General features: G+C 59.1%; 20 protein-coding genes and 1 tRNA gene. 8 read left to right on the forward strand and 13 right to left on the reverse strand.

Translation table 11 applies throughout. The features are described from left to right. Window positions 1-16: 16 nt before the first annotated feature. Window positions 17-2,032, reverse strand: a complete 2,016-nt coding sequence (gene uvrB / locus ACP3TY_RS15695; RefSeq protein ID WP_008083013.1) for an excinuclease ABC subunit UvrB — start codon at window positions 2,030-2,032, stop codon at window positions 17-19. 337 nt (window positions 2,033-2,369) lie between these two features. Between uvrB and ACP3TY_RS15700 the strand changes: the two genes are divergently transcribed. Together ACP3TY_RS15700 and ACP3TY_RS15705 are read left to right on the forward strand one after the other, a co-directional pair. Continuing rightward, the gene (locus ACP3TY_RS15700) at window positions 2,370-3,566 is read left to right on the forward strand and encodes an amino acid aminotransferase (protein ID WP_426617932.1); all 1,197 of its coding nucleotides are present in this window, start codon (window positions 2,370-2,372) and stop codon (window positions 3,564-3,566) included. Between the two features lie 228 nt (window positions 3,567-3,794). Next, a complete protein-coding gene (locus tag ACP3TY_RS15705; protein WP_426617933.1) occupies window positions 3,795-3,995 on the forward strand; it encodes a hypothetical protein in 201 nt (66 codons plus the stop codon). Here the strand turns inward: ACP3TY_RS15705 and ACP3TY_RS15710 are convergent. Both ACP3TY_RS15710 and ACP3TY_RS15715 read right to left on the reverse strand, forming a co-directional pair. Continuing rightward, complete coding sequence (locus ACP3TY_RS15710) at window positions 3,992-4,222, reverse strand: hypothetical protein (protein ID WP_028624759.1); 231 nt, start codon at window positions 4,220-4,222, stop codon at window positions 3,992-3,994. The two genes, ACP3TY_RS15705 and ACP3TY_RS15710, sit on opposite strands and share 4 nt — an antisense overlap. Continuing rightward, window positions 4,219-4,440 carry a hypothetical protein gene (locus tag ACP3TY_RS15715; protein WP_212544444.1) on the reverse strand — a complete coding sequence of 74 codons (222 nt, stop codon included), beginning with the start codon at window positions 4,438-4,440 and terminating at the stop codon, window positions 4,219-4,221. Before ACP3TY_RS15715 ends, ACP3TY_RS15710 begins: the two co-directional genes overlap by 4 nt. Window positions 4,441-4,450: 10 nt before the next feature. On the opposite strand from ACP3TY_RS15715, the gene ACP3TY_RS15720 reads away from it, so the two are divergent. Next, window positions 4,451-4,526: transfer RNA gene (locus ACP3TY_RS15720), tRNA-Asn, on the forward strand. 201 nt (window positions 4,527-4,727) lie between these two features. Here the strand turns inward: ACP3TY_RS15720 and ACP3TY_RS15725 are convergent. After that, window positions 4,728-6,251 carry a nucleobase:cation symporter-2 family protein gene (locus ACP3TY_RS15725; protein WP_158834750.1) on the reverse strand — a complete coding sequence of 508 codons (1,524 nt, stop codon included), beginning with the start codon at window positions 6,249-6,251 and terminating at the stop codon, window positions 4,728-4,730. Between the two features lie 254 nt (window positions 6,252-6,505). On the opposite strand from ACP3TY_RS15725, the gene ACP3TY_RS15730 reads away from it, so the two are divergent. Both ACP3TY_RS15730 and ACP3TY_RS15735 read left to right on the forward strand, forming a co-directional pair. Beyond that, entirely contained in the window at window positions 6,506-6,790 is a 285-nt protein-coding gene (locus ACP3TY_RS15730) for a BrnT family toxin (RefSeq protein WP_401242198.1), read from the forward strand. Between the two features lie 3 nt (window positions 6,791-6,793). Next, complete coding sequence (locus tag ACP3TY_RS15735) at window positions 6,794-7,114, forward strand: BrnA antitoxin family protein (protein ID WP_212550448.1); 321 nt, start codon at window positions 6,794-6,796, stop codon at window positions 7,112-7,114. Here ACP3TY_RS15735 and ACP3TY_RS15740 read toward each other — a convergent pair. Both ACP3TY_RS15740 and xth read right to left on the reverse strand, forming a co-directional pair. After that, a complete protein-coding gene (locus ACP3TY_RS15740; protein WP_426617934.1) occupies window positions 7,111-7,944 on the reverse strand; it encodes an arylamine N-acetyltransferase family protein in 834 nt (277 codons plus the stop codon). The genes ACP3TY_RS15735 and ACP3TY_RS15740 overlap by 4 nt on opposite strands. 101 nt (window positions 7,945-8,045) lie before the next feature. After that, entirely contained in the window at window positions 8,046-8,840 is a 795-nt protein-coding gene (xth, locus tag ACP3TY_RS15745) for an exodeoxyribonuclease III (RefSeq protein ID WP_038363581.1), read from the reverse strand. A gap of 129 nt (window positions 8,841-8,969) precedes the next feature. On the opposite strand from xth, the gene ACP3TY_RS15750 reads away from it, so the two are divergent. Further along, window positions 8,970-9,551 carry a GNAT family N-acetyltransferase gene (locus tag ACP3TY_RS15750; RefSeq protein WP_426617935.1) on the forward strand — a complete coding sequence of 194 codons (582 nt, stop codon included), beginning with the start codon at window positions 8,970-8,972 and terminating at the stop codon, window positions 9,549-9,551. A gap of 5 nt (window positions 9,552-9,556) precedes the next feature. Here the strand turns inward: ACP3TY_RS15750 and ACP3TY_RS15755 are convergent, their stop codons facing one another. From ACP3TY_RS15755 to ACP3TY_RS15770, 4 genes are all read right to left on the reverse strand, one after another. Further along, on the reverse strand, window positions 9,557-10,999 hold the full coding sequence (locus tag ACP3TY_RS15755) for a mechanosensitive ion channel domain-containing protein (RefSeq protein WP_426617936.1): 1,443 nt from the start codon (window positions 10,997-10,999) through the stop codon (window positions 9,557-9,559). Window positions 11,000-11,208: 209 nt separating this feature from the next. Next, complete coding sequence (gene ycaC, locus ACP3TY_RS15760) at window positions 11,209-11,835, reverse strand: isochorismate family cysteine hydrolase YcaC (RefSeq protein ID WP_212550443.1); 627 nt, start codon at window positions 11,833-11,835, stop codon at window positions 11,209-11,211. A 56-nt stretch (window positions 11,836-11,891) separates the two neighbouring features. Then, the gene (locus tag ACP3TY_RS15765) at window positions 11,892-12,575 is read right to left on the reverse strand and encodes an isochorismatase family protein (RefSeq protein WP_008084027.1); all 684 of its coding nucleotides are present in this window, start codon (window positions 12,573-12,575) and stop codon (window positions 11,892-11,894) included. A gap of 86 nt (window positions 12,576-12,661) precedes the next feature. After that, the gene (locus ACP3TY_RS15770; RefSeq protein WP_426617937.1) at window positions 12,662-13,528 is read right to left on the reverse strand and encodes a pirin family protein; all 867 of its coding nucleotides are present in this window, start codon (window positions 13,526-13,528) and stop codon (window positions 12,662-12,664) included. A 105-nt stretch (window positions 13,529-13,633) separates the two neighbouring features. On the opposite strand from ACP3TY_RS15770, the gene ACP3TY_RS15775 reads away from it, so the two are divergent. Together ACP3TY_RS15775 and dkgB are read left to right on the forward strand one after the other, a co-directional pair. Further along, window positions 13,634-14,542, forward strand: a complete 909-nt coding sequence (locus ACP3TY_RS15775) for a LysR substrate-binding domain-containing protein (RefSeq protein WP_426617938.1) — start codon at window positions 13,634-13,636, stop codon at window positions 14,540-14,542. Window positions 14,543-14,773: 231 nt separating this feature from the next. Then, window positions 14,774-15,577: a 2,5-didehydrogluconate reductase DkgB gene (gene dkgB, locus ACP3TY_RS15780; RefSeq protein WP_426617939.1), complete on the forward strand. Its 804-nt coding sequence runs from the start codon at window positions 14,774-14,776 to the stop codon at window positions 15,575-15,577. Window positions 15,578-15,581: 4 nt separating this feature from the next. Here dkgB and ACP3TY_RS15785 read toward each other — a convergent pair whose 3' ends face one another. From ACP3TY_RS15785 to ACP3TY_RS15795, 3 genes are all read right to left on the reverse strand, one after another. After that, entirely contained in the window at window positions 15,582-18,800 is a 3,219-nt protein-coding gene (locus tag ACP3TY_RS15785) for an ATP-binding protein (RefSeq protein ID WP_426617940.1), read from the reverse strand. A 10-nt stretch (window positions 18,801-18,810) separates the two neighbouring features. After that, the gene (locus tag ACP3TY_RS15790; RefSeq protein WP_426617941.1) at window positions 18,811-19,437 is read right to left on the reverse strand and encodes a response regulator; all 627 of its coding nucleotides are present in this window, start codon (window positions 19,435-19,437) and stop codon (window positions 18,811-18,813) included. A 142-nt stretch (window positions 19,438-19,579) separates the two neighbouring features. After that, window positions 19,580-20,014, reverse strand: coding sequence for a chemotaxis protein CheY (locus ACP3TY_RS15795; RefSeq protein ID WP_426617942.1), 435 nt, complete (start codon window positions 20,012-20,014; stop codon window positions 19,580-19,582). Between the last annotated feature and the right edge of the window lie 114 nt (window positions 20,015-20,128).

Raw genomic sequence — 20,128 nt, forward strand, 5'->3', positions numbered from 1 at the left:
AGTCAGGGCGTATTGATCAAACAGCCAAAAGCCGCTCGCGCAATTTGGCAATCTCATCGCGCATCTGCGCCGCGGCTTCAAACTCCAGATCCCGCGCCAGCTGATACATCTTCTCTTCCAGCGCGCGAATGCGCTTGGTGATCTCGCTCGGCGAACGCAGTTCGGCTTCGTACTTGGCGTTCTCTTCGGCAGCCTTGGCCATGCCTTTGCGCTTCTTGCTGCGCGAGCCCGGCACGGTGGCGCCTTCCATGATGTCGGCGACGTCCTTGAATACGCCTTTCGGGGTGATGCCGTTTTCCAGGTTAAACGCGATCTGCTTATCGCGACGACGTTCGGTTTCACCAATCGCCCGCTCCATCGAACCGGTCATGCGGTCGGCGTAGAGAATCGCCCGACCATTGAGGTTACGCGCCGCGCGGCCGATGGTCTGGATCAACGAACGCTCGGAGCGCAGGAAACCTTCCTTGTCCGCATCAAGAATCGCTACCAGCGACACTTCCGGCATGTCCAGACCTTCACGCAGAAGGTTGATGCCGACCAGCACATCGAACGTACCAAGGCGCAGGTCGCGAATGATTTCGACGCGCTCAACCGTGTCGATATCCGAGTGCAAATAGCGCACGCGCACGCCGTGGTCGGCGAGGTAATCGGTGAGGTCTTCGGCCATGCGTTTGGTCAGCGTAGTGACCAGCACGCGCTCTTCGATCGCTACGCGCTTGGAGATTTCCGACAGCAGATCGTCGACCTGAGTCAGCGCCGGACGCACTTCAATCTGCGGATCGACCAGCCCGGTCGGACGCACCAGTTGCTCGACCACGCGCCCGGCGTGCTCGGCTTCGTAGTTGCCCGGCGTCGCCGAAACGAAAATGGTCTGCGGGCTCACCCCTTCCCACTCATCGAAACGCATCGGCCGGTTATCCAGTGCGGACGGTAGGCGAAAACCATATTCGACGAGGGTTTCCTTACGCGAACGGTCGCCCTTATACATCGCGCCAACCTGCGGCACGCTGACGTGGGATTCGTCGATCACCAGCAAGGCATCCGCCGGCAGATAATCGTAAAGGGTTGGCGGCGCGGCACCGGCCGGACGTCCGGACAGATAGCGCGAGTAGTTTTCGATGCCGTTGCAGTAACCCAGTTCGAGGATCATCTCCAGGTCGAAACGGGTGCGCTGCTCAAGGCGCTGGGCCTCGACCAATTTGTTGTTGCTGCGCAGGTATTCAAGGCGCTCCTGCAATTCGACTTTGATGTGTTCGATGGCGTCGAGCAGGGTTTCCCGTGGCGTCACATAGTGGCTCTTCGGGTAGAACGTGAAGCGCGGCATCTTGCGGATGACTTCGCCGGTCAGCGGGTCGAACGCGGAAATGCTTTCGACCTCGTCATCGAACAACTCGATGCGGATCGCTTCCAGATCGGATTCCGCCGGGTAAATGTCGATCACGTCGCCGCGCACACGGAAGGTCGCGCGGGCGAAATCCATGTCGTTGCGGGTGTATTGCAGGTCGGCCAAACGGCGCAGCAATGCGCGTTGATCGAGTTTGTCACCGCGATCAACGTGCAAGACCATTTTCAAATAGGTTTCCGGGCTACCCAGACCGTAGATGCACGACACCGTGGTGACGATGATCGCGTCTTTTCGCTCCAGCAACGCTTTGGTCGCGGACAGGCGCATCTGCTCAATGTGGTCGTTGATCGATGCATCCTTCTCGATGAAGGTGTCGGACGACGGCACATAGGCTTCGGGCTGGTAGTAGTCGTAGTAGGAAACGAAGTATTCAACGGCGTTGTTCGGGAAGAACGCCTTAAACTCGCCGTATAACTGCGCGGCAAGGGTTTTGTTCGGCGCCAGCACCAGCGTCGGGCGCTGAATCTGCGAGATGACATTGGCGATGCTGAAGGTCTTGCCCGAGCCGGTCACACCGAGCAGCGTCTGGTGCGCCAGCCCGGCTTCGATACCCTCGACCAATTGGCGGATGGCTTCCGGCTGATCGCCGGCGGGCTCAAAGCGAGTGACGAGCTGGAATTCGGACATATACACCTCTGGGATCGCGGCGTTCCGCGCAAAGCGGAGCACCACGGGGACAACCGCAAACGACCGGTGTCGCGCAAGAAAAAACCTGGATTGTGCTCAATGTGGTGGCGATTGCCTCTGCTTTCAAGGCAAACGTCCTACATCCGGTAAAGTCTCTGACACGGCCAATCGACTAACGGTCAAGAAATAATCGCAAAAACTTACCTGAAAAGCCGAATCGCCTGTCGCCATTGCTCGCAGATGGCCTCTATACTAGCTCCCCGTTTGTGCACCGCTCTAGTGCATTCGGCTGGAGCGCCACACGTCCCTCCACTATCCATTCAGAGCCGCCGTAATAATGAGCCTGTTCTCCGCTGTCGAAATGGCACCCCGCGATCCAATCCTGGGCCTCAACGAAGCATTCAACGCCGATACCCGGACCACCAAGGTCAACCTGGGCGTTGGCGTTTACTGCAACGAAGAGGGGCGAATTCCACTGCTGCGCGCCGTAATTGAAGCCGAGACGATTCGCGTCGCTCAACACGCTTCGCGGGGTTACCTGCCGATCGATGGCATCGCTGCCTACGACCAGGCCGTGCAGAAACTGCTGTTCGGCAATGACTCGCCGCTGATCAGCGCCGGTCGCGTCATCACCACTCAGGCCGTCGGCGGTACTGGCGCCCTGAAAATCGGTGCTGACTTCCTCAAGCAACTGCTGCCGAACGCCGTCGTGGCGATCAGCGACCCGAGCTGGGAAAACCACCGCGCGCTGTTCGAAACCGCCGGTTTCCCGGTGCAGAACTACCGTTACTACGACGCTGCCACCCACGACGTTAACCGTGCCGGCATGCTCGAAGACCTCAACGCCCTGCCGAACGGCTCGATCGTTATCCTCCACGCTTGCTGCCACAACCCGACCGGCGTCGACCTGACCCCGGCGGACTGGAACAACGTGCTGGACGTGGTTAAAGCCAAAGGTCACGTGCCGTTCCTCGACATGGCGTACCAGGGTTTTGGCGACGGTATCGACGAAGACGCCGCCGCTGTGCGCCTGTTCGCTGAATCCGGCCTGACTTTCTTCGTCTCGAGCTCGTTCTCCAAGTCGTTCTCGCTGTACGGCGAGCGCGTTGGCGCGCTGTCGATCATCAGCGAATCGAAAGAAGAAAGCGCGCGAGTGCTGTCGCAAGTCAAACGCGTAATCCGCACCAACTACTCCAACCCGCCGACTCACGGTGCAAGCATCGTCGCTGCGGTGTTGAACAGCCCGGAACTGCGTGCACAGTGGGAAGCGGAACTGGCGGAAATGCGTCAGCGCATTCGCGGCATGCGTGAGCAGATGGTTGCCCTGCTGGCCGAGAAAGCCCCGGGCCGCGACTTCAGCTTTGTGGGTCGTCAGCGCGGCATGTTCTCTTACTCGGGCCTGACCACTGAACAAGTGCATCGCCTGCGAAACGAGTTCGGCATTTACGCACTGGATACCGGTCGCATCTGCGTGGCTGCGTTGAATCAGAGCAACATCAAGGCTGTAACGGACGCGATCGTTCAGGTCATCTGATAACGCTGCGTGATGAAAAACGGGAAGCCTTGGGGCTTCCCGTTTTTTATTTGTCCGAAGGAATGCAACATTCGCTCTAAACTGCACACAAATCCAAATTGTAGGAGCAAAGCTTGCTCGCGATAGCGGTGGTTCAGCCAGTGATGATGGCGACTGACCAGACGCCTTCGCGAGCAAGCTCTGCTCCTACAGGTTATGAGTCAACCTGCGAATTCTGCGAGAAACCCAATGAAAAACGACAACCTGCGCGCCGACCGTGACGATCTGGATGATTTCATCCCCCGCGCCTCGGCCAAACGCGAAAAAAGCCTGGTGCTGCAAGTGGCGGCCGGGGTGTTTCTTGGCGGTCTGGTGCTGTGGCTGGTGCAACTGGCAGCCACGGCGACTTACGCCAAACTGATGCTCGGCACCATTACCTTCGGCAGTTAAGCCAATTCGGTGGCGCGCTGACTGGCGGCATCGTCATACGCGACGTACAGCGATTCGGCGATCTGGCTCTTGATCGCCTTGGCGCTTTCCAGACCGAGGACAAAACCTTCGGCTTTGCCGCCAGCGCGATTCAGTTCTTCAGCGGTGCCGGCCTGAGTGATCGCATCGAGGAGTTTTTCGGCGTGAGGGCCGACGCCTTTCGGCAGGCTGATTTGCGCGATGCTCATGCGAACACCTCGCTGTTGCGGGACTGACAGATCATGTGATGCATGGCGCGTACCTTTTCGGCGGATGGCCGGTAGCGCGTGTTACCACTTCCGGGCGGCCATGGTAGACCTCTGGCGAGAATCTGGTAACCGCCAATCGCTGACAAACCACCATTCATCCCGGCAAATCGTTCAATTTCACAATCGGCGCTTGACTTCTCTTTTTGAATCAGTAACATACGCACCAATTCCGCAATAGCTCAGTTGGTAGAGCAAATGACTGTTAATCATTGGGTCCCTGGTTCGAGTCCAGGTTGTGGAGCCAAATAGCAAAGCCCCTGAATTGAAAGATTCAGGGGCTTTTTTGTGTGCGCTCGAAAAGATCAAAAGATCGCAGCCTTCGGCAGCTCCTACATGAAAACACCTATCCCCTGTAGGAGCTGCCGAAGGCTGCGATCTTTTGATCTTCAAACAAAAAGGGCCGATCTGATTAACAGATCGGCCCTTTTCCATTCAGCTACAGCGGTCAGACATGCTCGCTGCTTTTCACCTGCACTTTCGGCGCGCCATGCCCATGATCATGGTCATCCGGCTCGATCACCGGCACTTCATTGCCGTCGCAGTCATGCAGTTTGCCGTCGCTGAAGTAATCGCCTTCGCGCAGCGCATCCAGATCGCGATAACGCAGAGTCCGCTCTTCCGCCGCCGCAAACACCGACTGTTGATCGGAGTTGCCGGTGGTGAAATGGTTGAACGCCAGGTTCAGCAGGATCGCCATGATCGCCGACGAGCTGATGCCCGAGTGGAAAATGGTCGCAAACCAGCTTGGGAAGTGATCGTAGAAGTTCGGCGCGGCAATCGGGATCATGCCGAAACCGATCGAGGTGGCGACGATGATCAGGTTGACGTTGTTGCGATAATCAACCTTCGACAGCGTACGAATACCACTCGCTGCCACAGTGCCGAACAGCACGATACCGGCGCCGCCGAGTACCGAAGTCGGCACCGCTGCGATAACCCGACCCATGAACGGCAGCAGGCCAAGGATCACCAGGAATACGCCGCCGGTGGCCACCACATAACGGCTCTTGATCCCGGTCACCGCCACCAGACCAACGTTCTGGGCAAAAGCGCTCTGGGTGAACGAACCGAAGATCGGCGCGAACATACTCGACAGCATGTCTGCCCGCAGGCCATTGCCCAGGCGTTTGGAATCGACTTTGGTGCCGATGATTTCACCGACGGCGAGGATGTCCGCCGAGGTTTCCACCAGTGTCACCATAACCACGATGCACATCGACAAAATCGCGGCAAAGTGGAACGTCGGCATGCCGAAGTGGAACGGCGTCGGGAAGCCGAACATCGGCCCGGTGGTGACGTTGGAGAAGTCAGCCATACCGAGGAATACCGCCAGTATCGTACCGATCACCATGGCCAACAGGATCGACAGACGCGAGATGGTTGAGCTGCCCACCTTGCTCAGCAGCAACACCAGCACCAGCGTCACCGCCGCCAGACCGATGTTTTGCATGCTGCCGAAGTCCGGCGCGTGGCTGTTGCCGCCCATCGCCCAGCGTGCGGCCACGGGCATCAGCGTCAAGCCGATGGTGGTGATCACAATACCGGTGACCAATGGTGGGAAGAACTTGGTAATGCGCGAGAACACCGGTGTGATCAGCAAGCCGATCAGCGATGCCGCAATGACGGCGCCAAGCACCGACTGGAAGCCGCCCTCCCCGCCGCTGCTGACGATCGCGACCATGGTCGCCACGCCGGAGAACGACACGCCCTGTACCAGCGGCAACTGACAGCCAAAAAACGGTAGACCCAGGGTTTGCAGCAGCGTCGCCAGCCCCCCCGCAAACAATGAAGCAGCAATCAACAAACCAATGTCTGCCGGCGACAGGCCGGCCGCCTGGCCGATGATCAGTGGCACCGCAACGATACCGCCGTACATGGTCAGAACATGTTGCAGGCCGTAAGCCATATTCGCGCCGACCCCGAGATTTTCGTCCTCGGGCCGTTGGTGTGAAACATGGGGCGTTTTCATGGTGGGGGGTTCCCTGGTTTTTGTTATGCGCACACTGTATTCAATACTCAGGACAAATGTCCATAGAGTTGTATACAACTTGTCAGTCACAAAATGGATAGGTAGCCATCCAAGCTTCTAGTCCGCGCCTCGCAACGCCCACAAATCCGGCAACACATCCCTGCCTGCATCTGCGTCAACGCCCACTAGGCTGAAGTGTTCATGGCGACCGACGGTGTGGTCGCGGTCTTTTTTATACATATAAAGTATGCATAATGCAGTTAATCGATATTCAGTTCGACAAAAGCAAGAACGCAGCCAACAAACTCAAGCACAGGGGCATCAGCCTCGCCGAGACCGAAGCGGTCTTTTACGACGAACGAGCAATAACTGTTGAAGACAACGATCACGACGAACAACGCTGGATCACGATCGGTCTCGACGCCAAGGGACGCTTGCTGGTCGTCGCATACAGTTATCGCGAGCCGAATGTCGTTCGAATCATTTCTGCACGTGTCGCCACACCGAGCGAGCGTTGCGCCTATTTTCTGGAGGCTTGACCGATGAAAGACGAATATGACTTCTCCCAAGGCAAACGCGGCGCTGTGGCGTCGACCAAGGGCAAAACCCGGATCACCATCATGCTCGACGATGCCGTCATCGACGCCGCACGCACGGTGGCGGAGAACGAGGGGTTTGGTTATCAGACGGTGATCAACAACACGCTGCGCCATGCCTTGCTCGATGCCGAAAAGCACGACCAGGACGATCCGCTGCAATTCAGCAAAGGCATTACCGCCGCCGACCTCAAGAGTCTTGAGAAAAAATTGTCGGCAGCGGCCGGGGAAATTCGCCGGGTGCTGGAACCGGATGCCAAGCCTTAGGCTTTGGCCGGTACGATCATTCGTTCGAGGGAATGCCGTGTATGCGGCACGTCCGGCAGGTGAATGTCGAACTCCTGAACCAGCAGTTCGATCAATGCCGCCACCTCGGTGATTTCGCGCCGCTCGCTGCTCGCGCCCATGCGATGAAGGGCGAAACTGCCGTTGTTGAGGGTTTTGCGCCAGCCATCACCGGTACGCGCCGCCATCAGGCGCTGAGTAAACGGTGAGTCGGGATGGGCCGAGACGTACCAGTTGCCAATGGTGAAATCGATGTCTTCCTGGCGCTGTAGATCAAACAGATACATCGATCGCCATTCGCCCGCGACGTTGGCCTGCAGCATGTAGCCATCGGCTTGTTTGTCGATGCGATAGGGTTCGTGCGGGGTGGTTTGTTCTGCCTCGGTATCGAGAAGCAGCGGCGCCGTCGGCACCATGCCGCCGAAACCGACGTCGGTGACGTAGCGCACACCGTCCAGCGTGACCAGACTCAAGCGGTGCGTGCGCGCCGTCCAGCTGCCTTCCGGCTGATTCATCACCACGCGGCCGCTGATGGCGCGAGCGTCGAAGCCCAGCTCAAGCAGCAGGGTGAAGAACAGATTATTCAGCTCATAGCAGTAGCCACCGCGACCGCCGAGCAGGATTTTTTCTTCAATGGACGGCAAATCGATCAGCACCGGTGCGCCAGTAATCGTCGCCAGATTCTCGAAAGGAAAGACGCCGGTGTGGCGCCATTGCAGCAGCCGCAAATTTTCCAGCGTCGGCGCTGGCGGTGCATCAAAACCCAGACGTTGCAGGTACAGCTTCAGGTTCGTCAGGCGTGGCTCGCTCATTGCTCAATCCTTTTGCATGGGGCCGCAGTTCACTGCGTTGATGGTCGCCATGTATACGGGATCAGCCACTGATTTCGACAATTGATTTCGCCAATCGCCTGCTAGCGCTTTTTACGTGAGCCGATGCGAATCCACGTTGGCGCATGGTCACTGGCGTGCGGTTCATTGCGCACCCACGCGTCTACGCCGGCCTCGTGCAGATACGGACTTAATGCCGGATTAAGCAGCAGATGATCGATGCGCAAACCGGAGTTGGTTTGCCAGTGTTGGCGGAAGTAATCCCAGAAAGTGTAGAGGCGATCCTCGGGATACAGATGCCGCAGCGAATCCGTCCAGCCTTGATCGAGCAAGCGCTGATAACACTCGCGGCTTTCGGGTTGCAGCAAAGCGTCCTTGAGCCATGAGCGGGTGTTGTAGATGTCCATGTCGGTGGGCACGACGTTGTAATCACCGGCCAGCACCACCGGGTGATCGCTGCTTTGCAGGTCTTTCGCATAGCTGATCAACCGTTCGAACCACGCCAGTTTGTAATCGAATTTCGGCCCCGGTTGCGGATTGCCGTTAGGCAGGTACAGGCAACCGACCAGCACGCCGTGCACCGCCGCTTCCAGGTAGCGACTGTGCTTGTCGTCGGGATCGCCCGGTAAACCGCGACGGCTCTCCAGCGGCTGCGCATCTCGGGCAAGAATCGCCACACCATTCCACGCCGCCTGCCCTTGCCAGATCGCCCCATAACCGGCGGCTTCCAGTTCGGCGGCGGGGAATGCCGTGTCGACCGATTTGAGTTCTTGCAAGCAGGCGATGTCCGGTTGCTCGCGTTTGAGCCAATCGAGCAGATTCGGCAAACGCGCGCGTAAACCGTTGACGTTGTAGGTGGCGATCCGCAGGTTTTTCATCGGCTGAGGCTCCTGCCCGTGGGCTGTGAAAATTGTGACCGCGTGAACATCGCAGCGGTTGCATCGGATCCGTCCGCTGCGGCGTAATAGGCGCTCGCCTTTCGCCCGCTCTGCCGAGACCTGAATCCCATGCCAACCATGCTGCAAGGTCAGCGCATCCTTCTGCGCCCGCTTGAGTATTCCGACGCCGCCGCCCTGCTCCATGCGGCTGCCGACGGCGAATTGTGGAACCTCACCGTGACCGTCGTGCCATCAGCCAGCACCGTCGACAGCTATATGAAAAAGGCCCTCGACGGCCGCGAGGCCGGCACGGTGATGCCGTTTGTCATCGTCTTGAAGGAGACCGGCGAGGTGATCGGCTCAACACGCTTCTGGAAGATCGATCCGCTCAATCGCAAGCTGGAAATCGGCAGCAGCTGGATCTCGGCGAGCTGGCAGAAATCCTTCGTCAACACCGAAGCCAAGTACCTGATGCTGCGTCACGCCTTCGAAGTGCTGGATTGCGTGCGCGTGCAGTTCACCACCGACGAGAACAACCAGAAGTCACGTAACGCGATTCTGCGCCTTGGCGCGCAACAGGAAGGCATCGTCCGCCACGAGCGGATCATGCCGGACGGACGCAAGCGCAACTCGGTGCGTTTCAGCATCATCGACGACGAATGGCCGCAAGTGCGCGCGCACCTGGAACAGAAACTCACCGCCTACGCATAAACCATTCAGGCGCGACTGCGCAGCCATTGCAGGAAGCCTTTTTTCGCCACCACCACCGGCGCTTCCTCGGTCAGCGATTGCGCCTTGTGCAGGCGATAATCGAGCAAGGTTTTCATCGCATCGCTGATGTCGTGACGAGCATCGAGGCACGGCTTCAGGTAAGTCTTTTCGATGCGATAAAGGGCGCAGAAGGTTTTCGCGGCAAACTTGGCCGGCACCGAGGAATCGGACAGTATCCCCGCCTCGCCGATCACTTCGCCCGGGCCCATGCGCCCTGACTCGAACGGCGTGCCGTGGCGGGTCAGCGTCACTGTGACCACGCCCGACTCGATGATGAACAAGTGATCGCTGACCTCGCCCGCCTCCAGGATCGTCTCGCCAGTGCGGAAATTTTGCAGGGTCATGTTCTGGCTGAAGGTTTCTTTCTCTTCCTGACGCAGCGTCGAGAAGATCGGCGAACTGTCGAGCAATGCCCGTGGCCGCGACAGGTTGCTCGGCGCGCTGCTTTCATCGCTCGACAGCAGATTGACCCCGGACGCCTGCAAGTGCCGGTACGCCAGATCGAACAGTTGATTGCGCACCACGCGCTTCTCGCCCATCGACGCAACGAAACCGCTGATCTCGTATTCCGCACCGATGCTGCCGGAGCTTTTCAGCGCGACACTCGGCGCCGGGTTGTCGAGCAACTGCCGACAGCCCTGCATCGCCCGTTCCAGCGATTCGATCACTGAACTGGGCCGCGCATGCGGGCTGACCTGCACGCTGACCGCGACGCCGAACATATTGCTCGGCCGACTGAAGTTGATGATCTTCGCCTTGGCCGCCAGCGAGTTGGGAATCACCGCCATGCTGCCCTGACTGGTTTGCAGGCGCGTGGCCCGCCAATCGATATCGGTGACCCGACCTTCGGTGCCGTCGATGGAAATCCAGTCATCCAGTTGATAAGGCTTGGTGGTATTGAGGACGATCCCGGAAAACACATCGCTGAGCGTGCTCTGCAAGGCCAGACCGACGATGATCGCCAAGGCGCCGGACGTCGCCAGCACGCCTTTGACCGGCAGATCGAGCACGTAGGCCAGCGCCGCGATAATCGCGATAAGGAAAATCACCGCGCCGAGCAAATCCTGCAACAACCGCCCGGTGTGGCCGACCCGTTGCATCATCACCGCGCCGATCAACACCGTCAGGGTGCGCGCGCCAAACAGCCACCAGCCGATCTGCAACCCGGTCGCCGCCAGGTGCAACGGCACGTTGTCGGCCCACGGCGCGGGCTCCATCGGGTTGAGGCCTTCGTTGAACAGCAAGATGCTGAACAGGGTGAAAATCAGCACGCGCACCAGCAGTTTCCACTCGCTGCCACGGGAACTGATCAGGCGCCACAGACCGAGATCAAGGAGGATCAGGACCAACGCGCAAAACAACGGGTGTTCAGTCAGCAGAGACAGCATCAAACAACTCCGACGGGGGCCAATCGCGAGAAGATCGCACAGATTGGGGAGAGTGTAGGAGTAATTGATTTCACAGCATGAACACACCCGCAAAAAACCCACAAAACCCTGTAGGAGCTGCCGCAGGCTGCGATCTTTTGATCTTCAAAAACCAAGTCAAAAGATCGCAGCCTGCGGCAGCTCCTACGGGGGTTTGCGGGTGGCGTGGGTTATTTGTCGTTAGACAAGCTGTTATAGCTGGTGAACAGGTTGCGGTAATCCGGGATGTGGTTGGAGAACAGGGTGCCCAGCCCTTCAACGTCGTTGCGCCAGTCGCGGTGCAGCTCGCAGGCCAGACCGAACCAGGTCATCAACTGCGCGCCCGCGCTGGACATACGATTCCACGCCGATTCGCGGGTCAATTCGTTGAACGTGCCCGAGGCATCGGTCACCACAAACACATCAAAACCTTCCTCTATCGCCGACAGTGCCGGGAATGCCACGCAGACCTCGGTCACCACGCCAGCAATGATCAGTTGCTTCTTGCCCGTCGCCTTGATCGCCTTGACGAAATCTTCGTTGTCCCAAGCGTTGATCTGGCCTGGACGAGCGATGTACGGCGCATCCGGAAACAGTGCTTTCAGCTCAGGCACCAGCGGGCCGTTGGGGCCGGTTTCGAAACTGGTGGTGAGGATTGTCGGCAGTTTGAAGTACTTGGCCAGATCGGCCAGCGCCAGCACGTTGTTCTTGAATTTGTCCGGATCGATGTCGCGCACCAGCGACAGCAGCCCGGCCTGGTGATCGACCAGCAGCACCGCAGCGTTGTTCTTGTCCAGACGTTTGTATTGAGTGGTCATTGCAGTAATCCTCGCGTGTTGTCGAGGCCGACGGGGGTCGGCCTCGGGAGACTCGATCAGCGTTGGGAATCCAGCACTTCGTGTTCGTTCGCGACTTGCTGAGCCTTGAGGTAGCTCTCGATCAGCAATTGATAATGCGGCATGGCCTGGGCGTAGACGGCCGCCCACTGCTCGGCATCGGGACGGTTCCACGAGCCTTGCAGCTCGGAAAGCGTAGCCATGATGTCGATCGGCACCACCCCGGCCTGGGCCAAACGGGCAACTGTCAGATCAGTGGCCAGTTTGGAGTGATTGCCGGACGCATCGACCACGGCAAAAACCTTGTAGCCTTCGTGCACGGCTGCGATGGACGGGAACGCCAGGCAGACGCTGGTCAAGGTGCCGGCGATCACCAGGGTTTTCTTGCCAGTGGCTTTGACTGCCGCGTGAAACTCCGGGTTATCCCACGCGTTGATTTCGCCCTTGCGCGCCACGTATTGCGCATGCGGCGCGGCTTCGTGAATTTCCGGAATCAACGGCCCGTTCGGCCCTTGCGGCACCGATGCAGTGGTAATCACCGGCATCTTCAGCAGGGTCGCCGCTTTCGCCAGCGCTACGGCATTGGCGCGCAGTTGCGGCACGTCCATGTCCTTGACGATCTGGAACAGACCGCTCTGGTGATCGATCAGCAGCATGGCTGCGTCGCTGGCATCGATGGTCGGTTTCTGGCCGTCGAAGTTCGCGGCATTGACAGTGTTCATGTGCGTGTCCTCTTTTCTTTAGACAACAGCCATCCCTGGCCTTCGAACCGGCCTACGCGTCCTGTGTAGAGCGGAGTGGTTGTGCGTTAAGCGTGCATCTGGCCGAAGCGGCCGGACTGGAAGTCGGCGAAGGCCTGGTGGATTTCCTGCTCGGTGTTCATCACGAACGGGCCGTGGCCGACGATCGGTTCGTCAATCGGTTCGCCGCTGAGCAACAACACCACCGCGTCCTGGCTGGCTTCAAGGGTCAGTTGCTTGCCATCACGTTCGAACAGCGCCAACTGCCCTTCGCGCACCGATTCCACACCGTTGACCTGCACCGAGCCTTTCAATACCACCAGCGCGGTGTTGCGGCCTTCGTGCAAATCCAGCGTCAGCAACTTGCCGGCGTTCAGACGCAGATCCCACACGTCGATTGGCGTGAAGGTACGCGACGGGCCGGTATGGCCATCGAACTCACCGGCGATCAGACGCAGGCTGCCGGCGTTGTCCTTGAGCGCGATGCTCGGGATGTCGCTGTCGAGAATGGTCTGGTAGCCCGGCGCGGCCATTTTGTCCTTGGCCGGCAGGTTGACCCACAGCTGCACCATTTCCAGTTTGCCGCCGGTTTTGGCGAAGTCATCCGAGTGAAACTCCTCGTGGAGGATCCCGGACGCCGCCGTCATCCATTGCACATCGCCCGGGCCGATGACGCCGCCACTGCCGGTCGAATCGCAGTGCTGCACTTCACCGTCATAAACGATAGTCACAGTTTCGAAACCACGGTGCGGATGCTGACCAACGCCACGACGATCGGTCGTCGGGGTGAAATCGGCGGGGCCGGCGTGATCGAGCAGCAGGAACGGGCTGATGTGTTTGCCCAGGTTGTCGTAGGAAAACAGCGTGCGAACCGGGAAACCATCGCCGACCCAATGGCCGCGTGGGCTGGTGTAGATACCGATGATGTTTTTCATGGTTGTCTCCAATTGGGGTGAGTGATGCGATGGATTAAGCTTAAATCCATGACCATTAATGCACTAGACTGCAAAAATCAGCCTTAGCGTTCTATCTGGAGAACGATGGTGGAAGACCTCAACACCCTTTACTACTTCACCCAAGTGGTCGAACACCACGGATTCGCCGCCGCCGGCCGTGCGCTGGACATGCCCAAATCGAAGCTCAGTCGGCGCATTGCCGAGCTGGAAGAACGCCTCGGTGTACGCCTGCTGCACCGCACCAGCCGCCATTGTTCGCTGACTGAAATCGGCCAGGCCTATTACCAGCGTTGTCTGGCCATGCGCATCGAAGCCGAAAGCGCCGCCGAACTGATCGAACGCAACCGCTCCGAGCCGCAAGGGCTGGTGCGCCTGAGTTGCCCGACGGCGCTGCTCAACTCGTGGGTCGGGCCGATGCTCACGCGCTACATGCTCAAGTATCCGCTGGTTGAGTTGTTCATCGAGAGCACCAATCGTCGCGTCGACCTGATTCACGAAGGTTTCGATATCGCTTTGCGCGTGCGCTTTCCGCCACTGGAAAACACCGACATGGTGATGAAGGTGCTGGGCAACAGCATGCAATCGGTGGTGGGCAGTCCGCAGTTTGTTGAACGCCTGTCGTCACCGCCCTCGCCCGCTGACCTCAACGGTTTGCCGAGCCTGCATTGGGGCGCGGCGCAGCGTGAGTATCAGTGGGAACTGCTCGGGCCGAATGAAAACACGGCGCTGATCCGGCACACGCCGCGCATGGTTACTGATGATTTGATTGCGTTGCGTCAGTCAGTGATTGCCGGGGTCGGCGTGGCGCATTTGCCGAGTGTGGTGGTGCGTGAGGACATTGCCGCCGGGCGCGTGGTGGAGTTGATTCCGGGGTGGGCACCGAAGTGTGGGGTGGTGCATGCGATTTTTCCGTCGCGGCGGGGGTTGCTGCCGTCGGTGCGCACGTTGATTGATTTTCTCGGCGAGGAATTTGCGCGTAGCGACATTGCCTGAATCCGCAGCGCGGCCATCGCGAGCAGGCTCACTCCTACAGAGGGACTTTAAGCGACACAGATCTTCTGTAGGAGTGAGCCTGCTCGCGAAGAGGCCAGCCCAGACACAGAAAATCCAAAATTCTGATTCATGACTTCTGCTCAACACTGCTTTGCCCCGGCAGCGGTTTTTCTCAAGGATGCACACGCGGATACTCGACCGCATTCCCACTGCAATCCCCTGGAGTCCTTCATGTCTGTTCCCGCTTTTGGCCTCGGTACCTTTCGCCTGCAAGGCCAGGTGGTCATCGACTCGGTGAGCACCGCCCTCGAACTCGGTTACCGCGTCATCGACACCGCGCAAATCTACGAAAACGAAGCCGACGTCGGCCAAGCCATCGCCGCCAGCGGCATCCCCCGCGAAGACCTGTTCATCACCAGCAAAATCTGGATCGCCAACTTCGCCAAAGATCGCCTGATCGACAGCCTCAAATCGAGCCTGCAAAAACTGCAGACCGACTACCTCGACCTGACGCTGATTCACTGGCCATCGCCGGAAGACCAGGTGCCCGTCGAAGAATTCATGGGCGCTCTGTTGGAAGCCAAACGTCTGGGCCTGACCCGGCAGATCGGCGTGTCCAACTTCACCATCGACCTGATGAAGCAAGCCATCAAAGCCGTCGGCGCCGACAACATCGCCACCAATCAGATCGAATTGTACCCGTACCTGCAAAACCGCGCGGTGGCTGAGTTCGCCAAAAGCCAGGGCATTCACATCACCTCGTACATGACCCTCGCTTACGGTGAAGTCTTGAAGGATCCGGTGATCGAGCAGATCGCCGCACGCCTGCACGCCACCCCGGCACAAGTCACGCTGGCGTGGGCCATGCAATCGGGTTACGCGGTGATTCCGTCGTCGACCAAACGCGCCAACCTGCAAAGTAACCTCGGCGCCACCGCCCTCAAGCTGAGCGATGCCGACATGGCGCAAATCGCCACGCTGGAGCGCGGCCACCGCCTGACCAGCCCAAAAGGCATCGCGCCCATCTGGGATTGATCGCTCAGGCCTGAAGCCGTTGCGCGAGACCTTGCATGGCCTCGCGCAATGCGCTGGCGCTAACCCCCAGCGTAGCGCTTTCAGGATCGCGGCAGGCGTGTTCGAGGTCGGTACACGCCAACACCACGCGCGCGGCGCCGACCATTTGTGCACCGCCCTTGATGTGATGGGCCAGATCGCGCAGGCCGCCACGGTCAGGGGTTTGCAACAGATCGTCGAGGCGCAGCAAATCGGCGTGCAGGCTGTTCAGTACTTCTTTGCGCAGGTGAACGATGAGGGCGCGGTTATTCCCCGCCAACTGCTCCAGCGCGCTGAGGTCGAACTCAGCCAGCGGCGGATTCTCTGATCGCTCGATACCTCGCTCAATGTGGCTGGCGCCGCTCAACGCCACACTCAGATCGTGCAAACGGATCGGCTTGAACAGGCAATCGTCCATGCCCGCTGCGAGGCAACGGGCTCTTTCCTCGACCAGCGCATTGGCCGTAAAACCAATAATCAAACGTCGACCGACACCTGCGAGCGCTTCGTCCTGACGAATCGCGCGCGCCAGTTCATAACCGCTGCGCCGGGGCATGTTGCAGTCGGTGATCAGCACGTCAAAAGGTTGCTCGCGCCACAGTTTCAAGCCCTGCTCGCCGTCTTCAGTGTCGACCGTCCGGTGCCCCAACTCACTGAGTTGCCAACACAGCAACAAGCGGTTCACCGGGTGATCGTCCACCACCAGAATGCTCAGCGATTGCACGGGTTCGGAGGCGATTGGCGTAGGCGCATGGTTTTGTTCGAGCGCTTCCAGCAACGCCACCTCAAGCCGAACGGTGACTCGCGTGCCGACGCCGGGTTTGCTCTCGAGTTGCAACTCGCCGCCCATCATTTCGCACAGGCTGCGACTGATGACCAAGCCCAACCCCGAACCACTGCGCGCCGCATGTGGGTCATTGCCGGCCTGCACAAACGGACTGAACAAACGCTGCCTGTCTTCAGGGCTGATGCCAATGCCGCTGTCTTCGATAATTACGCAGACCGCCAGTTGCCCGGCCTCCAAAGCATTCACGCGCAGTTGCAAACTCACTTCGCCGGTCTCGGTGAACTTGATCGCATTGCTCAGCAGATTGGACAGCACCTGCTTGAACCGCGTCGGGTCGATCAGCACATCAACGTCGCTGCCAGCCTCTAGATCAATGTGCCAGAGCAAGCGTTTCTGTCGCGCCAAACCTTCGAAAACCCTGCACACCGAACTGACCAGTTCACGCAGATTCGCGCGTTCGGGCGCCAGCGACAAATGCCCGGATTCAATCCGCGCAATATCAAGAATGTCGCCAATCAGCGCCAGCAATTGCTGCCCGGCACTGGATGCGACCTGAATCGCCAGGCGATCGGTCACGCCCTCCTCCGCACGTTTCAACGCCAGTTCAAGCATGCCGATCAAGGCGTTCATCGGCGTGCGGATTTCATGACTCATGGTCGCCAGAAACGTGGTTTTCGCGCGATTGGCATCGTCGGCCATATCCTTGGCCTCCTGCAATTGCTGCAACCATTGCTGACGTTGACGGATCTGCCGGCGCTGAAAACCGATCCAGGCCAGTGCCAATAACAGCAACACCGCAGCGCCGATAAAACCGCGCAAAATCTCCCCGCGATGACGCAGCCAATAACTGTCATCGACCACCATGTCATGGCTCCAGCGGCCGACCAGTTCATCGATTTCCTGCGGCGCGATGCTCAGCAATGCCTTGTTCAGAATCGACTGCAGCTCAGCCGCCTGCGGCACCGTGGCCAAGGCGATTCTGGCGGGTTGATCACCGACTGTGGTGACAATGCGCACGCGCTCACGGTAATGACGGGCGATCAGATAACGCGCCACCAGCAGCGAACTCAGGGTCGCGTCTGCCTGGCCTTTACCGATCATGTCCATGCCCGCCGCCGGGCTGGGCACTTCGACCAATTTCACCAGCGGCGCATGTTCGAGCAGATAACCACGCAACGGATGCCCGCGATAAATCGCCAGGCGTTTGCCGGCCAGATCATCGAGGCTGCGCGGGCTGTCCACACCTGCTGCCGTGACCAGCACGAACGGATTGCTCAGATACGCCCGGGTGAAACGCAATTCGGCTTCACGCTCACTGCTCGGCGTCACCACTGGCAGCACATCGAGCTCGCCAACCTTCAATTGCTCGATCTGGCGATCCAGCGAGCGACCGCGCACCACCTCGAACGTCAGGCCGCTGCGCTGACTGATCAGACTCAGCAACGGCGCCGCGAGCCCGCTGAGGCGACCTTCGGCATCAAAAAACGACAGCGGCGCAAAATCATCGATAACGCCGACCCGCACACGCGGATGCTGGTCGAGCCAGCGCTGTTCTTTGGCACTCAGGCGCACTTGCGACTGCTCGGCCATTTCCGCGCGCCCGGCGCTCCAGCGTTGCTCGATAATCTGGCGCTGGAGCAGAGGAATGGCGACCAGCGCCTTGTCGATGATCCGTTTCAATCGCGCATCCGTGCGGCGCAGTGCGAAGCCGAACGGGTTGGCATCCAGCCCGGACGGCCCGGCCAGTTGCACGTCGTTGCGGTAATTGGTGTTGATCAGGTAGTTGGCACTGATGAAGTCGCCGAGGTAGGCATCGTCTCTGCCGAAGGCCACGGCGCCGAGTGCGTCCATGGCTGAGTGGTAACGTTGAATATGCGTCTGTGGATAAAAGCCCTGCACGGTCGCCAGTGGTAAATAGTCCTCGGCCATTGCCAGACGTTTGCCGGCCAGATCAGCCAGCGGCGCTTCTCCGAGCCGGGTCACCAGCATCGGCTGATCTTCGGCGTATGCGCGAGACAGCACCAGCTCAGGGTCAGCCAGTTCAAAATTGTTCGAGGTGCCGAGTACGTCCAGCTCGCCCCGTTTGAGCGCGGTAATGGCCGCTTCCCGATTGGCGTAACGCAGCACTTCGACACGCATATTCAGCAGTTGCGCGAGCAGATCAGCGTAATCGGCGCTGAGCCCTTCCAGTTGATGGTGGTTGCGGGTCAATTCGAACGGCGGGTAGTCCGGCCCGGAAATGCCCATGCGCAATACAGGGTGCTGGCGCAACCATTGCCGGTCGGTGCCGTCGAGCCGTACTTGAACATTCTCCAGCCGGGTTCGCGTGAGGATCTCCAACGTCGTTGGCGCCGTTTCGGCCAACGCGGTCAGCGCCCACGCCGCCAATGCAATCACAACCCAGCGGCCGATGCGCATGTGCGGCCTCTCAGATCAAGTGATTGCGCTTGGCGAAATCACGCAAGTGAACGCCGGAAGAGACGCCCAGTTTTGTCATCAATCGGGTTTTGTAGGTGCTGACAGTCTTGTGGCTCAGGTGCATGTCTTCGGCGATGGTCTTGTTGGGCGCTCCTCGCGCCAGTTGCACGAATATGCTCAGCTCCCGATCGGAAAGCTGATCGATCATCTGCTTCTCGGTGTAGTGCAGAGCGTTCGATGCGTTTGCCTGATCAGGCAATGCCGTGAAGTAGGTGTACCCCGACATCAGCGCCTGAATCGCCTTGTGCAACTGCTCCAGCTGATTGGTCTTGGGCACAAACGCCATGGCGCCAGCGCGCAAGCAGCGCTCCTGATAAAAACGCGCTTCACGCGAGGTGAAGATCAGCACCCGACAGTTCAGATCATTGGCCTTGATCCGCGCCAGCACTTCGAGACCATCCAGGCCAGGCAAATTCAGATCGAGTATCAGCAGATCCGGCTGGTGTTGGCGAATCAGTGCCAAAACCTCAAGACCACTGGAGGTTTCGTGGATAACTTTGAAGCCTTCGGCTTGCAGCACGATTCTGACGGCGGCAAACACCACCGGATGATCTTCGACGACCAGCGCTGACTTCATGAACACTCCCGATGGCAAGACCAGACGATGGCGCCCCGCTGTCGCGTTGAGCGGACAGGGTGGCTGCGCAAAGACTGTTGCACGGGAACGACGGCGAATCTACCTGTCAGGTTTGACAGTTGCGGCCATTGAATATTTGTGTCTAAGCCTGACGTTTCAACGCTGGAACACGCATCAAGTCAGCGCAGGCTCCAGGTTTTGGCGCATCGGCCAGCGCCGCCAACTGCTCGATCATTCGCGCATTCGGCAGCACGCAATGGCTGATCTGCACATTATCCTGCGCAAAACCCGGAGTCGCCCGTGATGGCGCAGTAGGTTCGTTGTAGATCAAGGCGTGGCGAACATGCGGGTTATCGAGGAAAAACCCCAGAAGATCCAGTGAGCCAGCGGCCATTTCAGCGTTGATCACCACGACATCAAAGGGTTCGCAGCCGTAATCGACCAGGGTCAGCAGGTCGACGAGGCTTTGCACCGGGGCCACGCGGTAATAGCCGAGGCCGTTGAACTCGCGCTCGATTTTCATGCGGTGAAAATGTTGCGGATCGGCGATCAGAATGCGCAGGGCTTTGTTGTTCATCGTAAACCTCACGGGTTAGACGGCTTCAAATGAATGCAAGCCTACGGAGGCCAAACGGAAGATGCTGTAGGACGCGTCCTAAAAAGACTGGTGGTAATTCCTTGATTCACGCGC

The sequence above is a fragment of the Pseudomonas rustica genome, assembly GCF_049959085.1.
GTDB lineage: Bacteria > Pseudomonadota > Gammaproteobacteria > Pseudomonadales > Pseudomonadaceae > Aquipseudomonas > Aquipseudomonas rustica.

Bases quoted from the DNA above. Each gene is read 5' to 3' on its own strand.
- ACP3TY_RS15770 (WP_426617937.1), bottom strand. From the start codon at position 13,528: ATGAAAAACATCATCGGTATCTACACCAGCCCACGCGGCCATTGGGTC.
- ACP3TY_RS15705 (WP_426617933.1), top strand. From the start codon at position 3,795: ATGAAAAACGACAACCTGCGCGCCGACCGTGACGATCTGGATGATTTC.
- ACP3TY_RS15795 (WP_426617942.1), bottom strand. From the start codon at position 20,014: ATGAACAACAAAGCCCTGCGCATTCTGATCGCCGATCCGCAACATTTT.
- ACP3TY_RS15750 (WP_426617935.1), top strand. From the start codon at position 8,970: ATGCCAACCATGCTGCAAGGTCAGCGCATCCTTCTGCGCCCGCTTGAG.
- ACP3TY_RS15775 (WP_426617938.1), top strand. From the start codon at position 13,634: ATGGTGGAAGACCTCAACACCCTTTACTACTTCACCCAAGTGGTCGAA.
- uvrB (WP_008083013.1), bottom strand. From the start codon at position 2,032: ATGTCCGAATTCCAGCTCGTCACTCGCTTTGAGCCCGCCGGCGATCAG.
- ACP3TY_RS15785 (WP_426617940.1), bottom strand. From the start codon at position 18,800: ATGCGCATCGGCCGCTGGGTTGTGATTGCATTGGCGGCGTGGGCGCTG.
- ACP3TY_RS15715 (WP_212544444.1), bottom strand. From the start codon at position 4,440: ATGTTACTGATTCAAAAAGAGAAGTCAAGCGCCGATTGTGAAATTGAA.
- ACP3TY_RS15730 (WP_401242198.1), top strand. From the start codon at position 6,506: ATGCAGTTAATCGATATTCAGTTCGACAAAAGCAAGAACGCAGCCAAC.
- ACP3TY_RS15765 (WP_008084027.1), bottom strand. From the start codon at position 12,575: ATGAACACTGTCAATGCCGCGAACTTCGACGGCCAGAAACCGACCATC.
- xth (WP_038363581.1), bottom strand. From the start codon at position 8,840: ATGAAAAACCTGCGGATCGCCACCTACAACGTCAACGGTTTACGCGCG.
- dkgB (WP_426617939.1), top strand. From the start codon at position 14,774: ATGTCTGTTCCCGCTTTTGGCCTCGGTACCTTTCGCCTGCAAGGCCAG.
- ACP3TY_RS15790 (WP_426617941.1), bottom strand. From the start codon at position 19,437: ATGAAGTCAGCGCTGGTCGTCGAAGATCATCCGGTGGTGTTTGCCGCC.
- ACP3TY_RS15735 (WP_212550448.1), top strand. From the start codon at position 6,794: ATGAAAGACGAATATGACTTCTCCCAAGGCAAACGCGGCGCTGTGGCG.
- ycaC (WP_212550443.1), bottom strand. From the start codon at position 11,835: ATGACCACTCAATACAAACGTCTGGACAAGAACAACGCTGCGGTGCTG.
- ACP3TY_RS15755 (WP_426617936.1), bottom strand. From the start codon at position 10,999: ATGCTGTCTCTGCTGACTGAACACCCGTTGTTTTGCGCGTTGGTCCTG.
- ACP3TY_RS15740 (WP_426617934.1), bottom strand. From the start codon at position 7,944: ATGAGCGAGCCACGCCTGACGAACCTGAAGCTGTACCTGCAACGTCTG.
- ACP3TY_RS15700 (WP_426617932.1), top strand. From the start codon at position 2,370: ATGAGCCTGTTCTCCGCTGTCGAAATGGCACCCCGCGATCCAATCCTG.
- ACP3TY_RS15710 (WP_028624759.1), bottom strand. From the start codon at position 4,222: ATGAGCATCGCGCAAATCAGCCTGCCGAAAGGCGTCGGCCCTCACGCC.
- ACP3TY_RS15725 (WP_158834750.1), bottom strand. From the start codon at position 6,251: ATGAAAACGCCCCATGTTTCACACCAACGGCCCGAGGACGAAAATCTC.